Source organism: Streptomyces sp. NBC_00582 (assembly GCF_036345155.1).
Lineage (GTDB): Bacteria > Actinomycetota > Actinomycetes > Streptomycetales > Streptomycetaceae > Streptomyces.
Genome location: NZ_CP107772.1, coordinates 2,329,976 through 2,345,051, shown reverse-complemented (window position 1 = coordinate 2,345,051; position 15,076 = coordinate 2,329,976). Strand labels below are relative to the sequence as shown.

At 72.8% G+C, this 15,076-nt stretch carries 15 protein-coding genes; 7 read left to right on the top strand and 8 right to left on the bottom strand.

Annotation, left to right across the window (positions count from 1 at the left end; all coding sequences use genetic code 11):
• The first annotated feature begins 199 nt into the window (after positions 1-199).
• From OG852_RS10020 to OG852_RS09990, 7 genes are all read left to right on the top strand, one after another.
• A complete protein-coding gene (locus tag OG852_RS10020) occupies positions 200-1,465 on the top strand; it encodes a YhgE/Pip domain-containing protein (RefSeq protein ID WP_330347632.1) in 1,266 nt (421 codons plus the stop codon).
• Positions 1,466-1,494: 29 nt separating this feature from the next.
• Complete coding sequence (locus OG852_RS10015) at positions 1,495-3,297, top strand: gamma-glutamyltransferase family protein (protein ID WP_133913911.1); 1,803 nt, start codon at positions 1,495-1,497, stop codon at positions 3,295-3,297.
• 98 nt (positions 3,298-3,395) lie between these two features.
• Positions 3,396-4,256: an inositol monophosphatase family protein gene (locus OG852_RS10010; protein WP_133913910.1), complete on the top strand. Its 861-nt coding sequence runs from the start codon at positions 3,396-3,398 to the stop codon at positions 4,254-4,256.
• A 113-nt stretch (positions 4,257-4,369) separates the two neighbouring features.
• On the top strand, positions 4,370-5,782 hold the full coding sequence (locus OG852_RS10005; RefSeq protein ID WP_133913963.1) for a phytoene desaturase family protein: 1,413 nt from the start codon (positions 4,370-4,372) through the stop codon (positions 5,780-5,782).
• Between the two features lie 54 nt (positions 5,783-5,836).
• A complete protein-coding gene (locus OG852_RS10000) occupies positions 5,837-6,346 on the top strand; it encodes an O-acetyl-ADP-ribose deacetylase (protein WP_133913909.1) in 510 nt (169 codons plus the stop codon).
• Between the two features lie 400 nt (positions 6,347-6,746).
• The gene (locus OG852_RS09995; protein ID WP_330347631.1) at positions 6,747-7,823 is read left to right on the top strand and encodes a right-handed parallel beta-helix repeat-containing protein; all 1,077 of its coding nucleotides are present in this window, start codon (positions 6,747-6,749) and stop codon (positions 7,821-7,823) included.
• Positions 7,824-7,873: 50 nt separating this feature from the next.
• On the top strand, positions 7,874-8,902 hold the full coding sequence (locus OG852_RS09990) for a methyltransferase (protein ID WP_133913907.1): 1,029 nt from the start codon (positions 7,874-7,876) through the stop codon (positions 8,900-8,902).
• Between the two features lie 69 nt (positions 8,903-8,971).
• On the opposite strand, the gene OG852_RS09985 is transcribed toward OG852_RS09990, so the two are convergent.
• From OG852_RS09985 to OG852_RS09950, 8 genes are all read right to left on the bottom strand, one after another.
• On the bottom strand, positions 8,972-9,304 hold the full coding sequence (locus OG852_RS09985) for a TcmI family type II polyketide cyclase (protein ID WP_133913906.1): 333 nt from the start codon (positions 9,302-9,304) through the stop codon (positions 8,972-8,974).
• Between the two features lie 22 nt (positions 9,305-9,326).
• A complete protein-coding gene (locus OG852_RS09980) occupies positions 9,327-9,806 on the bottom strand; it encodes an SRPBCC family protein (protein WP_133913905.1) in 480 nt (159 codons plus the stop codon).
• A gap of 4 nt (positions 9,807-9,810) precedes the next feature.
• Entirely contained in the window at positions 9,811-10,068 is a 258-nt protein-coding gene (locus tag OG852_RS09975) for an acyl carrier protein (protein WP_133913904.1), read from the bottom strand.
• A gap of 48 nt (positions 10,069-10,116) precedes the next feature.
• Positions 10,117-11,367 (bottom strand): ketosynthase chain-length factor, encoded by a 1,251-nt coding sequence (locus tag OG852_RS09970; protein WP_133913962.1) that lies wholly within the window; start codon positions 11,365-11,367, stop codon positions 10,117-10,119.
• The gene (locus tag OG852_RS09965) at positions 11,367-12,635 is read right to left on the bottom strand and encodes a beta-ketoacyl-[acyl-carrier-protein] synthase family protein (protein ID WP_166663591.1); all 1,269 of its coding nucleotides are present in this window, start codon (positions 12,633-12,635) and stop codon (positions 11,367-11,369) included. Before OG852_RS09965 ends, OG852_RS09970 begins: the two co-directional genes overlap by 1 nt.
• Positions 12,632-13,033 (bottom strand): cupin domain-containing protein, encoded by a 402-nt coding sequence (locus tag OG852_RS09960; protein ID WP_133913903.1) that lies wholly within the window; start codon positions 13,031-13,033, stop codon positions 12,632-12,634. The genes OG852_RS09965 and OG852_RS09960 overlap by 4 nt, the downstream gene beginning before the upstream one ends.
• A gap of 58 nt (positions 13,034-13,091) precedes the next feature.
• Entirely contained in the window at positions 13,092-14,189 is a 1,098-nt protein-coding gene (locus OG852_RS09955) for a SchA/CurD-like domain-containing protein (protein ID WP_133913902.1), read from the bottom strand.
• 163 nt (positions 14,190-14,352) lie between these two features.
• The gene (locus OG852_RS09950; protein WP_133913901.1) at positions 14,353-15,069 is read right to left on the bottom strand and encodes a class F sortase; all 717 of its coding nucleotides are present in this window, start codon (positions 15,067-15,069) and stop codon (positions 14,353-14,355) included.
• Between the last annotated feature and the right edge of the window lie 7 nt (positions 15,070-15,076).

Genomic DNA, 15,076 nt, shown 5'->3' with positions numbered 1-15,076 from the left:
GGACGGTGCGGACAGCAGTCCGCAGTGCGGACAAGGACGCCAGTGTCACACGACTCCCTGTGGGGCGGAAGCGAAAACTCGCAGTGTGCACGGGCGGTGACGAAGGGGCACGACCAGGCACGCCCCTCCTGACATATCGTCGGATTTTTCGGGTGTACGGGGATAAATTGGCACCACGACCAGCCATCTACGGAGAGCCATGCCCGAATCCGCCGCCCCCGAGGCCCGCGCCCTCACCCTGCTGGGCCGCCCCAGACTCTGGCTGCTGCCCACGGTCCTGACCGGACTGCTCGCCCTGCTGCTGTCCCTCCTCTACATGGGCGGCATCGTCAACCCCAACGGCGATCTGCGCGACCTGCCCGTCGCCCTCGTCAACAGCGACACCGGCGAGCCGCCCGCGGGGCAGCGGCAGAACCTGGGCACCCAGGTCGCCGCCGCCATCGCCGCCGACACCGGCGGCGGCTCGGTCGAATGGCGCCTCCTCGGCCGCGCCGCGGCCCAGGACGAACTGGACTCCGGGAAGGTGTACGGCGCGCTCGTCATCCCCGCGAACTTCACCGACTCCCTCACCGCGCTCACCACCACCCGGGCCACCCAGCGGCCGACGCTCACCGTCCTCACCAACCCCGGCAAGGGCAGCCTCGGCTCCTCCCTGGCGAGCCAGATCACCACCAGGGCGGCCCACCAGGTCTCCCTGGACGTCGGCAGACAGCTCACCGCCGCCACCCCCACCGCCGACTCCACGACCGCCCTGCTGCTCGCCGACCCGGTGAACGTCGTCACCCGGGTCGGCCACCCCATCGGCACTCACAGCGGCCTCGGGCTGACCGCCTTCTACTACACGCTGCTGCTGGTCCTCGCCGGCTTCATGGGCGGCAACGTCATCAGCAACGGCGTGGACACCGCCCTCGGGTACGCCGACAACGAGATCGGCCCCTGGCACACCCGCCGCCCCACCGTGCCGATCGACCGCACCCAGACCCTGCTGCTGAAGATGGCGATGACGGCGGGCATCACCCTCCTCAGCGTCTCCCTGGTGATGCTCGCCTGCGTGGCCGTCCTGGACATGGACGCCTCGCACCTGCCGCTGCTGTGGATCTACTCCTACTGCGCGTGCCTCGCCGTCGGCCTCGGCGTCCAGGCCATCAACGCGGCCTTCGGCGGCATCGGCCAGCTCGTCTCCGTGTTCGTCTTCATCGTCCTCGGCCTGCCGTCCTCCGGCGCCACCGTCCCCCTCCAGGCGGTGCCCGACTTCTACCGCTTCCTGTCGTACTTCGAGCCGATGCGTCAGCTCAGCGACGGCGTGCGCGCCATCCTCTACTTCGACGCGCGCGGCGACGCCGGACTGACCCGCTCCTGGATCATGATCGCGATCGGCGCGGCCCTCGCCCTCGTCTTCGGCTTCGCGATGACCCGCTACTACGACCGCACCGGCCACAAACGCCTCACCCCGCAGCCCGCGTGACTCCCGCTCCCGCTGGACAGCATTCAGGGATGACCTTCACCACCCGGCCCACCCTCCAGGGCACCTTCGGCATGGTGTCGTCCACGCACTGGCTGGCCTCGCAGTCCGCGATGGCCGTCCTGGAGGACGGGGGCAACGCCTACGACGCCGCCGTCGCCGGGGCGTTCGTCCTGCACGTCGTCGAACCCCACCTCAACGGCCCCGCGGGCGAGGTCCCCATCCTGCTCGCCCCGGCCGGCGGCGAGGTGCGGGTGCTGTGCGGACAGGGCGTGGCACCGGCGGGCGCGACGGTCGCCCACTACCGGGGCCTCGGCCTGGACCTCGTCCCCGGCACCGGCCCGCTCGCCGCCGCCGTGCCCGGCGCGTTCGACGCCTGGATGGTCCTGCTGCGCGACCACGGCACCAAGGACCTCGCCGACGTCCTGAAGTACGCCGTCGGGTACGCCGAGCACGGGCACGCGCCCGTGGAGAACGTCGGCGCGACCGTGGAGACCGTACGGGAGCTGTTCGAGAGGGAGTGGACCGCGTCGGCCGAGGTGTACCTGCCCGGCGGCAGGGCGCCCCGGCCCGGCACCCTCCTGCGCAACCCCGCGCTCGCCGCCACCTGGCGGCGGCTCCTCGCCGAGACCGCGGGCGCCGGGGACCGCGAGGCGCGCATCGAGGCCGCGCGGCAGGTGTGGCGGACCGGATTCGTCGCCGAGGCGCTCGTCCGCCAGGCCGCCCGGCCCACCCTGGACACCAGCGGCGAGCGCCACACCGGCACCCTCACCGCCGCCGACCTCGCCGCCTGGTCCGCGACCTACGAGACACCGGCGACGTACGACTGGAACGGCTGGACCCTGTGCAAGGCCGGCCCCTGGAGCCAGGGCCCGGCCTTCCTCCAGCAGCTCGCCCTGCTCCCGCCCGAACTGCCCCCGTACGCCTCCGCGGAGTACGTCCATCTGCTGGTCGAGGGCTGCAAGCTCGCCATGGCCGACCGCGAGGCCTGGTACGGCGACGCGGCCGACGTGCCGCTGGCCGACCTGCTCTCGGACGGCTACAACACCGGGCGCCGCTCGCTCGTCGGCGACAAGGCGTCGTACGAACTGCGGCCCGGCAGCCCCGGCGGACGCCCGCCCCGGCTCGCCGCGCACGCGCACACCGTGCGCTCCGACGAGCCCGGGGTCAGCCCGATGGGGGCCGGCGAGCCCACCGTCGCCGAGCCGCACGTCACCGGGGACGGCCTCACCCGGGGCGACACCTGCCACCTCGACGTCGTCGACCGCTGGGGCAACATGGTCGCGGCCACGCCCAGCGGCGGCTGGCTCCAGTCCAACCCGGTCGTCCCGGAACTGGGCTTCCCGCTCGGCACCCGGCTGCAGATGACCTGGCTGGAGGAGGGCCTGCCCAACTCGCTCACCCCCGGCCGCCGCCCCCGCACCACCCTCACCCCCTCCCTCGCCCTGCGCGACGGAGTGCCGGTGCTGGCCTTCGGCACCCCCGGCGGCGACCAGCAGGACCAGTGGCAACTGCACTTCTTCCTCGCCGTCGCCCACCACGCGCGCGTGCGCGGCGGCCTCGACCTCCAGGGCGCCATCGACGCCCCGAACTGGCACACCGACTCCTTCCCCGGCTCCTTCTATCCGCGCGGCATGCGACCCGGCGGCGTCACCGTCGAATCGCGGACGCCGCCCGAGGTGGTGGAGGGACTGCGGCGGCGCGGCCACGACGTGACCGTCGGCGCCCCCTGGTCCGAGGGACGGCTGTGCGCGGTCGCCCGCGCCCCGGAGACCGGGATCCTGTCGGCGGCGGCGAACCCGCGGGGGATGCAGGGCTACGCGGTGGGCCGTTGACGAACGGCGGGCCGCCCGCACCCGTTCTTCATCCCGATTCCGCCCGGAGTGCACCGGCGGGGCAGGGATTGTCAGTGGGGCGTGTTCTCATGGGAGGCATGATCGAAGACAAGGAGCCCCTCGACGGCACGCACGAGTTTCTCGGCCGTCACTCGGCCGACGTGGAGGAAGCCGTCCGCAAGGCCGCCGCGGCCGAGATCATGCCGCGGTTCCGGCAGCTCGCCGACCACGAGGTCGACCAGAAGTCCGGCCCCCACGACCTGGTGACCGACGCCGACCGGTACGCCGAGCGGTTCCTCACCCAGGCCCTCGGCGCGCTGCTGCCCGGCTCGGTCGTCGTCGGCGAGGAGGCGGTCCACGCCGACCCTACGACGTACGAGGCGATCCGGGGCGACGCGCCGGTCTGGATCGTCGACCCCGTCGACGGCACCCGCCAGTTCGTCCGCGGCGAGGAGGGCTTCTGCACCCTGGTCGCCCTCGCCCACCGCGGTGTCCTGCTCGCCTCCTGGACCTACGCCCCGGCCCTCGACCGGTTCGCCACCGCGGTGCGCGGCGGCGGCGCCTTCCTCGACGGCGAGCGGCTGTTCGCCGGTCCGCCCGCGCCCGGCCGCGACCTGGTGGTGGCCACCTCCCACCCGGACTACACCACCGACGCGCAGAAGCGCGCCCTGCTGTCCCTGCGCACCGACGGCATCGCGCCGCGCCCCTGCGGCTCGGCCGGCCTCGAGTACCTCGCCATAGCCCGGGGCGAGCTGGACGCGACGGCCTTCTCCTGGGAGGCCGCCTGGGACCACGCGGCCGGACTGCTGCTGGTGCAGGAGGCGGGCGGCGCCCATCTGACCCTCACCGGCGAACCGTTCCGCATCACCGGCGGCAACTCGCTGCCCTTCACCGCCGCCCGGGACGCGGCCACCGCCCGCCGCGTGGCGGACCTGCTGGCGAGCGGGACAGGGGGCTGACGGCCGCCCGCGGATGCCCTTCGGCGGGCTGTCGTACCCCCGGCATATCCTGACCCCGTAGGCCACCGGGCTGCGGAGGTCACGCGCTGACGAAGGGGTCGCAAGTGCCGTCGATGCTCGATGCGGTCGTGGTGGGGGCGGGGCCCAACGGGCTGACCGCCGCAGTGGAGCTGGCCAGACGCGGCTTCTCCGTGGCGCTGTTCGAGGCGCGCGACACCGTGGGCGGGGGATCCCGCACCGAGGAACTCACCCTCCCCGGCTTCCGCCACGACCCGTGCGCCGCGGCCCACCCCCTCGGCATCAACTCACCGGCGTTCCGCGCCCTGCCACTGGAGCGGTACGGCCTTCAGTGGCTGCACGCCGACCTGCCCATGGCGCACCCGTTCCCCGACGGCAGCGCCGCCGTGCTGTCCCGGTCGGTCGCCGAGACCGCCGCGTCCTTCGGACCGCGCGACGCGGGCGCGTACCGCCGTCTCGTCGAGCCGTTCCTGCCCCACTGGGACACCCTCGTCCGGGACTTCATGTCGCTGCCGCGCACCGCGCTCCCACGCGACCCGGTCACCCTGGCCCGCTTCGGCCTGGCCGGGCTTCCCCCGTCCACCTGGCTGGTCCGCCGCTTCCGCGACGAACCGGCCAAGACCCTCTTCGCCGGACTCGTCGCCCATGTCATGGCCCCGCTCGGGGGCCTGGCCACCGGCGCGGTCGGCCTGGTCTTCGCCCTCGCCGCGCACGCCCGCGGCTGGCCCGTGGCCCGAGGCGGCTCCCAGGCCATCTCCGACGCCCTCGCCGCCTACCTCGAGGACCTCGGCGGCAGCGTCCACACCGACTACGAGGTCAAGCGCCTCGACGACCTGCCCCCGGCCCGCGCCTACGTCTTCGACACCACCCCCACCGCCCTCGCCCGCATCGCCGGCTTCGGCAGCCACTACGCACGCTTCCGCTACGGCGCCGCCGCCTTCAAGGTCGACTACGCGCTCGACGGACCGGTCCCCTGGACCGCGCCGGAGGCCCGGGTGGCCGGGACCGTGCAGATCGGCGCGGACAGCGCGGAGATCGGCACCGCCCTGCGCGCCGCGTCCAAGGAGGGCCGCGCACCCGAACGGCCCTTCCTGATCACGGTCCAGCCCGGCGTCGCCGACCCCACCCGGGCCCCGGCCGGCAAGCAGGTGTTCTGGGCCTACGGGCATGTGCCCAACGGCTGGACCGGCGACCTCACCGACGCCGTCGAACGCCAACTGGAGCGCTTCGCCCCCGGGTTCCGCGACCGCGTCCTCGCCCGCGCCGTCGCCGGCCCCGCCGAACTCGCCGCCCGCAACGCCAACTACGTCGGCGGCGACATCGCCTCCGGCGCGGCGACCGGCCTCCAGCTCCTGCTGCGCCCCAAGCTCTCCCTGTCCCCGTACGCGACCCCGCACCCGGCCGTGTTCCTCTGCTCCTCGTCCACCCCACCGGGCCCCGGCGTCCACGGCATGTCCGGCCACAACGCGGCGAAGGCCGTGTGGCGGAGACTGCGCGCCCAGAACTGACACCCGGTCATCCCCGCGCGGGCCGACCGGGGCCGTCGGTTGGTATACACAGGCATGACCACCCTCACGCTTGTCCGGGGCGACATCACCGAGCAGTCCGTGGACGCCCTCGTCAACGCGGCCAACTCCTCGCTCCTCGGTGGCGGTGGCGTCGACGGCGCCATCCACCGCCGGGGCGGCCCCGCCGTCCTCGCCGACTGCCGCCGCCTGCGCGCATCCCACTACGGCAAGGGCCTGCCCACCGGCCAGGCCGTCGCCACCACGGCCGGCGACCTGGACGCCCGCTGGGTCATCCACACCGTCGGCCCCGTGTACAGCGCGAGCGAGGACCGCTCCGCCCTGCTCGCCTCCTGCTACCGCGAGTCCCTCCGCGTCGCCGACGAACTCGGCGCCCGCACGGTGGCCTTCCCCGCCGTCTCGGCCGGCATCTACGGCTGGCCGCTGGACGACGCCGCCCGTATCGCCGTGGAGACGGTCCGCGCCACCCCGACGGAGGTCGAGGAGATCAGGTTCGTCCTGTTCGACGAGCGGGCGTACACGGCGTTCGCACGGCAGACCGGGTGAGACGGACCGGGCGAACGGCCGGTCCGTTCACCGGCTCGGCTCGAACTGTGCGGGCAGCCGCCGCCGCCCAAGCGGGCGAGCCGGAAACCGATACCCAGGCCACGAAGCCCGGGGAGCGGGTCAGCCGGCGGGAGTCGGAGTTCCGCCAACGCGGCTATTCCGTAGGTGAGTTCCCGCCGCTGAGGGTGGGGGAAAGCCGTGCCGGAGACCTCCGGGACCCGGGGGCCGGAGAGTCGGGGAGGCCGCGCTCTTCGCAGGCGGCTTCGAGCGCGTGGGCCGTCCGCCCGTCGCGGCCGGCGGCGCGCCCGGGTCGACATCCGTGGGCCGACGCCGCCGCTTGACACGCCGCAGGATGGCTCATGCAGCCACCTTGGGGCCATCCGGACATATCTTGTGAAATATGACGAAATGCCACCTTGTGTACCTGGCGTGCACCGCCGCGATCGTCGGGACGGGGCTCGGTGCCGCCCCGGCGGCCGCCGGGCACCCCCACCACGCGACCCATGTCGTCCGGCAGGGGCAGTCCATCCAGAAGGCGGTGGACGCCGCCGCCCCCGGCGACACGGTCTACGTGGCCGCCGGCACCTACCGGGAGAGCGTCACCGTCACCACCGACGGGGTGACCCTGCGCGGCGCGGGCCCGCGCACCGTGCTCCGCCCGGCCCCGGTCAAGAAGAAGGCCACCGGCACCTGTGCCGCCGACGGCAACGGCATCTGTGTGATCGGCAGCAAGGACCGAAGGATCAAGCACGTCACCGTCGCCGGACTGACCGTCACCGGCTTCACCAAGAACGGCGTGTACGCCACCACCACCGACAAACTGACCGTACGTCATGTCACCGCGGAGAAGAACGGGGTCTGGGGCATCGCCACCGAGGCCTCCCGGCGCACCGAGCTGCGCGGCAACATCGCCCGCGGCAACGGCGACGCCGGACTGTTCCTCGCCAACACCGTCAAGGAGGAGCAGGGTGCCACGGAGACCGGGGGCACCCTGGTCCAGGGCAACCGGCTGGAGGGCAACCGGATCGGCGTCACCGTCCGCCGGCTGCGCGACCTCACCGTCGCCCGCAACCAGATGACCGGCAACTGCGCGGCCGTCTTCGTCGTCGGCGACGAGAACAAGCCCAAGGCCGGCCATGTCACCGTGCGCGACAACCGCATCGTCGCGAACAACAAGTCCTGCCCGAAGACCGCCCGCCTCGACGCCCTCCAGGGCTCCGGCATCGTCCTGACCGGCGCCGAGGACAGCGTCGTCACCCGCAACGAGATCAGGGACAACGCCGGCACCTCCCCGCTGTCCGGCGGCATCGTCCTGTTCAAGAGCTTCGTGGGCACCACCAGCGAGCGGAACCGGATCAGCGACAACAAGCTCTCGGGCAACTCCCCGGCCGACCTCGTCGTCACGGACACCGCCGGCAAGGGCAACACCTTCGAGCGCAACACCTGCAAGGCCTCCCGGCCCGCGGGTCTGTGCTGAGCGGACACCCGGAACCATCGAAAGCCCCTCAAGAAGACGAAAGGCGGCACATGACGACCGCTCAAAGCGCCCCGCCCCCACCCATGCGGCTGCGGGAGCTCGTGTTCGGGGCGGCATGTGCCGCCGCCCTGCGTGCCTCGGCCCGGCTCGGCGTCGCCGACGCCCTCGCTGAGGACCCCATGACCGTGGAGGACCTCGCCGCCGCGGTGAAGACCGAGCCGAAGCCGCTGCGCCGGCTGCTGCGCGCCCTGTCCTGCTACGGCGTCTTCGCCGAGCGCCCCGACGGCACGTTCACCCACACAGACATGTCCCGGCTGCTGCGCGAGGACGACCCGCACAGTCTGCGCAACATCACCCTGTGGTGCACCGAACCGTGGACCTGGGACGCCTGGCCCCGGCTCGACGAGGCCGTGCGCACCGGCCACAACGTCGTGGAGGACCTCTACGGCAAGGAGTTCTTCACCTACCTCAACGAGGACGCCCCCGAGTCGGCCGAGGTCTTCAACCGGGCCATGACCACCTCCAGCGAGCAGTCGGCGCGGGAGGTCGCGGCCCTCCTCGACCTGTCCGGCAGCAGGTCCGTGGCCGACATCGGCGGCGGCCAGGGCCATGTGGTCGCCAGCCTCCTCGACAAGTACCCGGCGATGCGGGGCACCCTGCTCGACCTGCCCCGCGTGGTCGACAACGCCGTGCCCCGGCTGCGCGAGGGCGGCGACCTCGCGGGCCGCGCCCGGATCGTCCCCGGCGACGTCCGCAAGGCCGTCCCCGTCAAGGCCGACGTCTACGTCATCAAGAACATCCTGGAATGGGACGACGAGTCCACCGCCAGGACCCTCGCCAACGTCATCGGCGCGGGCGGCCCCGGCACCCGGGTCGTCGTCATCGAGAACCTCGTCGACGACACCCCCTCCATGCGGTTCAGCACCGCGATGGACCTGCTGCTGCTCCTCAACGTCGGCGGGGCCAAGCACACCACCGAGTCCATGGTGAGCCGGCTCACCGAGGCGGGCCTGGTCATCGACGACATCCGGCCCGTCAACCCCTATCTGCACGCCTTCGACTGCCACGTCCCGGACTGACGTCCGACACCACCGGTCGCCGGGTCCGCGGCTGTCGCGGACCCGGCGACCGGTGACACCGGCGCGGACTCAGCCGGCCGGTTCGCGCTCCCAGAGGTAGAAGCGCCGCGCCATGGCGTCCTTCGGGGAACGCCAGGTCTCGGGGTCGTAGGCGCTGACGTACGCCGTCAGGCGCTCGCTGACGTCCCGGAACTCGGGATGGTTCGTCACCTTGGCGATGGCCGGGCCGGGGTCGCGCTCGGACTCGATCAGGTGCAGGTACACATCGCCGAACTGGAAGAGGCTGCGCCGGACCACCCCGACGAGGTGCGGCAGCTCCCCCCGGTCGGACTCCTCGAACACCTTGGCGATGTCGGGGGCCGAACCGGGGGCCATACGGGCGACGATCAGGGCTTGGTGCATGGGGGAGTGTCCTTTGTCCGGCTCAGTCGGTCAGGCCCCGGGTGGTCCCGCGCTCCGCGGCCGCCTTCTCGATGCGGTCCCGGATCAGGGCCAGCTGGACCTTGGAGTTGCGGTTGATGTTGTCGGTCATCCACTCGTCGTCGACCGGCGCGTCCGGCTTCATCGCGAAGTCCTGCGTCCAGATCATCCGCACCCCGGCCGGCACCTCCTCGTACCGCCAGTGGATGTCCATGTGGGCGAACGGCCCCGTCTCCACCCGGCGGGCGCGGACGGTGAGCGTCTCGCGGTTCGGCTCCCGCTCGGAGACCCAGCTCCAGACCTTGCCGTTGTCGTCCGGGTGCATGGTGAGCCGGAACGTGGTCCTGCGGCCCTCCCGGGAGAGGATCTCCACGGACGCGTACTCGCTGAACAGCCGCGGCCAGTTCTCCAGGTCGTTGGTCATGTCCCAGACCAGGTCGAGCGGGGCGGCGATCGTGATCTCGTTCTGCGTGTGTCCGGTCATGGCGTCACGCCCCCGCCGGCAGCGCGTCGTTGACCCGGTCGAGGAACTCCCGGGGCGTCCGGCAGCGCTCCATGTCCAGGTCCAGCGCCAGGCCGAAGCGGTTCTCCAGCTCGCCCACGATGCCGAGCATGCCGAGCGAGTCGATGCCCAGCTCGCCGAACTCGCCGTCCGCGTGCTCCCTCAGCCGCTCCGGTGTCACGGTGATCCCCGCGGCCTTCTTCATCAGACCGGCGAGTTCGTCCAGGGTGATGCGGTCACTCATGCGAAACCTCTCCTTCGTGCTGTGCCGTGCTGTGCGTGCCGCGCCCCGCTACGAGGCGTGGGCGGCGCCGTGCCGCAGCACCAGCGCCGAGTTCGACCCCATGAGGCCCCGGCTGAGGACCAGCGCCGTCCGCAGGTCCGCGGGACGGGCGCGCTCGGTCACCAGGTCGAGGTCATGGCAGATGTCGAAGACATGGGGGGTGGGCGGGACCAGACCGTGCTCCATCGCCAGCACCGCGGCCGCCGTGTCCAGCACCGGCGCCCCGCCGTAGGCCCGGCCGATCCCGGTCTTCGGCGCCGTCACCGGCACCTTGCGGCCGTGCGCGCCGAGCGCGTCGGCGATCGCGAGCGCCTCGGCCCGGTCCGCCTCCGGCACCCCCAGGGCGTCGGCGAAGACCACGTCGATCTCCTCCGGGGCACACCCCGCCTCGTCCAGCGCGCCCCGGATCGCCTGCGCGAGCCCCTCCCGCGACTGCGCCCACCGGGAGGCCCCGGTGAACGTCGCCGCGTGCCCGACGAGGATGGCCCGCACCCGGGCCCCCCGCTCCCGGGCCGAGGACTCCGACTCCACGACGAACATGGCGCCGCCCTCGGCGGGCACGAACCCGCACGCCGCCTCGGTGAACGGGCGGTAGGCGCGCTCCGGCTCCGCCACGGTGCTCAGCGCCTCGTAACCGAGCTGGCAGACCATCGAGTACGGGGCGAGCGGCGCCTCGGTCGAGCCGGTCACCAGCACATCGGTGCCGCGCCGTACCGCCCGCGCCGCGTGCGCGAGGGCGTCCAGACCGCCCGCCTCGTCCGCGGCGAGCACCGAGCAGGGGCCCTTGAAGCCGCGGCGGATCGAGATCTGGCCGGTGGACGCCGCGTAGAACCAGGCGATCGACTGGTACGGCCCGACGAACCGGCTGCCCTTGCCCCACAGCTGCTGCAGCTCCCGCTGACCGAACTCGCCGCCGCCGCTGCCGGCGGCGGTGACCACGCCCACCGAGTAGGGGGCCTCGGCGGTGTCGGCCTGGCCGAGCCGGGCGTCCTCCAGCGCGAGATCGGCGGCGGCCATCGCGAAGTGCGTGAACCGGTCCGTCTGGACGAGGAAGCGTTCCTCCACGGAGGCCGACGCGTCGAAGTCGCGGACCTCGCCGGCCACCCGCAGCGGCAGATGCCCGCAGCCCTCGCGGGTCACCCGGTCCAGGACGCTGATGCCTTCCTGCGTGGCCTTCCAGAAGGCCTGGGTGTTGGTTCCGTTCGGCGCGACGACACCGATTCCGGTGACGGCGGCGCGCCGTGAACGCGGTGCGCTCATCATGTCCTCTCCCTCGGCCGGGTCAGGACCACCGCGGACTGGAACCCGCCGAACCCGCTGCCCACGGAGAGCACGCTGTTCAGCGTCCGTTCCCGCGCGACCCGCGGCACGTAGTCCAGGTCGCACTCGGGGTCGGGGGTCTCGTAGTTCGCGGTGGGCGGGACCACCTGGTGGGCCATGGCGAGGACACAGGCGACGACCTCGATCGCGCCGATCGCGCCGAGCGAGTGACCCACCATGGACTTGATGGAGCTCATCGGGGTGGCGTACGCGTGCTGCCCCAGGGCCCGCTTCACGGCCGCCGTCTCATGACGGTCGTTCTGCAGGGTGCCCGACCCGTGCGCGTTGACGTAGTCGATGGCCGTGGGGTCCAGCCGGGCGTGGTCGAGGGCGAAGTCGATCGCCCGGGCCATCTCCAGACCGTCCTTGGTCAGCCCCGTCATGTGGTACGCGTTGCCGAAGGTGGCGTAGCCGCCCAGCTCGCAGTAGACGCGCGCCCCACGGGCCTTGGCGTGCTCCAGGTCCTCCAGGACGAGGACGGCGCCGCCCTCGCCCATCACGAAGCCGTTGCGGTCGGCGTCGAAGGGGCGGGAGGCGTGGGCGGGATCGTCGTTGTTCGGCGACGTCGCCTTGATCGCGTCGAAGCACGCCATGGTGATCGGGGAGATCGGCGAGTCCGACGCGCCGGCTATGCAGACGTCGGCCCGGCCCTCCTCGATCGTGTGGAAGGCGTACCCGACGGCGTCCAGCCCCGAGGTGCAGCCCGTGGAGACCGTCTGCACCGGGCCGCGCGCCTCGAACCGCTCGGCCACGGTGGCCGCGAGCGTGGCCGGCGTGAACGCGCGGTGCAGCTCCGGCTCCGCCCGCCCGCCGTCGACGTCCCAGCGCTGCCCGCGATGGCTGACCAGCACGTAGTCGTGCTCCAGCCGGGTGGTGCCGCCGACCGCGGTGCCCAGCGACACCCCGACCCGCCACGGGTTCTCCCGGGCGAGGTCGAGGCCCGCGTCCCGCACCGCCTCCTCCCCGGCGACCAGCGCGAACTGGATGTACCGGTCGCTGCGGGCGATCTCCTCGGCGGCCAGCCCCGAGGCCGCCGGGTCGAAGTCGCACTCGGCGGCGATCCGTGACCTCAGGCCGGCCGGATCGAAGAAGGTGATGCCGCGCGTCGCGGTCCGCCCGTGCGAGAGCAGGTCCCAGAACGCCGGCACACCGATGCCGCCGGGTGCGACCACGCCTATGCCGGTGACCGCCACCCGCCGCCCGCTCATGAGACGACCTCGGCGGTCTCCTCGGTGTCGACGTGGCCGAGCGGCGGGCTCGGGGCCAGCGGACCGAGGTGGAAGACGATCCGTGCCTCGACCTTGCCGACGTTGCGGAAGCGGTGCTTCATGTGCATGGGGATCAGCAGACCCTGCTCCGGCTGGAGCGGCGTGGGCTCGCCGTCCAGGTCGACCTCGAGCTGCCCGCACAGGACGTACACGAACTCCTCGGAGTACGGGTGGTAGTGCTCGCCGATGCGGTCGCCGGGCTGGATGAGGGCCACGCCCATGAAACCGCTGGTGGAGCCGACCGTGGCCGGGGTGAGCATGGCGCGCAGATCGCCGCCGCGCCGGGTGTTGGGCTCGACCTCGCTGAGATCCACGATTCTGGGACGGGAATTGATCACGACGTTGCTCCGATCGGGTGCTGTGCTCTGCTCTGCCGAGGGGCGGGTGCGGGACGGATCAGGCGCCGGGCGAGCGGCGGTCGGTGACGAGGGCCATCCGGGTCGGCCCGGCGGCACCCTTCTGGGCGCGGCCGTCCAGCAGCCGCTTCAGCTCGGCCGCCTTCGGCGACAGCGCGGGGTCGTCGGCGCCCACCCCGTGCCGTACGTCCACCAGGCGCACCACGACGTCGTCGCGCTGGAAGATCGTGCTGCTCAGCACCGGGCACTTCGGGTCGTCCGCGGCCGCCTCGTCCTGCTCGGCCAGCAGCCGGGCCAGCTCCAGGCCGCAGCCGGGCTTCGCCGGGTAGTACAGGGCGTGCCGCTCGGCCTTCGGGGCCTCCTGGTCGGCCGCCACGTGGTGGACGGCGGGCAGCGCCGCCCGGGTGAAGAACACCCGTGCGGAGTCCGGGTCGTCGAGGTCCCGGTCCTGTTCCAGATAGGGGTTGATGGCCTCCTCGACGGCCCGCACCTCGGGCTGCCGGGCGACATGGCGCAGCGCGGCCATCAGGTCGCCCCGCACCTCGATGGCCCGCACCACCCGGTTGCCGTGCATGTACAGGGACGTACGGCACAGCCGCGTGGTGTCGTCGACCTTCGGGTCGGGCGAGGCGTAGTCGGACAGGATGCGGGCGACCTTCTCCTCGCTGCCCGGCTGCACGGTGAAGGTGAGCGCGTGGCGGATCACCCCGTCCCCCATCCGGGGCGACGTCTGCAGGGCGCGGCCGGCGTTCGCCGCCGGCCCGCCGGTCTCCCGTACGACGTGGAAGCGCAGGCTGCGGGTGTCGCGGACACAGCTGTGCAGCGGCTTGACCATCTCCACGTGCTCCTCGCTGTTCACCCAGGTGAGGAACGGCGGGGCGCTCTCCCACTCACTGGTGATGAGCCACTGGGAGGGGTTCTCGATCGACTGGCAGAGCTGGTCGCTGACATGGCCGGGGACGGAGGCGACCTGGTTGCAGAGCTGCTCGTACGCCTCCAGGAACTGCTGCTGGGCGCCGTCGTGGACATCGACCAGCAGGACGACCCGGAGCCGGGAACCGTCGAACACGGACTGGGAGACACGCTGCGACACGCGGCGGGTCAGCGGCGCGGAGGCGGGAGCGGGCGTGGTGGTCATGCGGGGACATCTCCTTCGCGGGAGGGGAGCGGTGAACTTCCCTCGCGGTGCTGCGAGGTGAAGGCGCGGTGCTGCGAGGTGGCCGTGACTCGATCCTGGGCCGCTCCCCACCGGCGCGCGATTCGGATGGACTGCGCGGGTGATCACCCCTGGGGGTGACGGTTCATCGCAGGTGGGCGAAGACGACCAGGTTGTCCTTGTAGTCCTTGGCCGAGCGGTCGTAGACGCCCGCGCAGGTGATGAGGCGGGCCTCGGCCCGGGGCGTGTCGGCGTAGACCCGCTCGCTCGGGAACTCGTCCTTGGCGAACGTCTCGGTGTCGTCGATCTCGAAGTGCGCGATGCTGCCGTCCGCCCGCAGGACGTCGAAGACATCGCCCTTGCGCAGGTACTGCAGCCCGGCGAAGACGGCGGCGGAGGTCTTGGTGTCGACGTGACCGGCGATGATCGCGGTGCCCGCCTCGCCCGGGGAGGGGCCGGCGGCGTGCCAGCCGACGAGGTTGGTGTCGTTCGGGGGCGGGGCCTCGAGCTGCCCGTTCGCGTTCAGGGTGAGGTACGTGAAGGGGGCGTCCACCGAGATCCGGGGGATGCGCAGCCGGACCGGCCGGGAGCGGGGCAGATGCCGGCCCACCGGCTGTGCGGCGCCCGCGGCCGGGGCGGAGGAGCGCAGCGGCGGCGCCGAGGAGAGCGAGGTCCCGGGGACCTGGGGCGCCTGCCGGGCCCGCGTCGGGATCGAGGAGGAGCCGGACGAGGACGCGTCGTTGCCGCCGATCAGGCTCACCGCCAGGATCAGCAGCGCCACGGCGGCGAGCACGGTCAGGGTCGAGCGGGACTCCTGGCCGTCCGACAGGTCGTCGGCGGGGGAAGGAGGGGGGACAGCCATCGGGTCA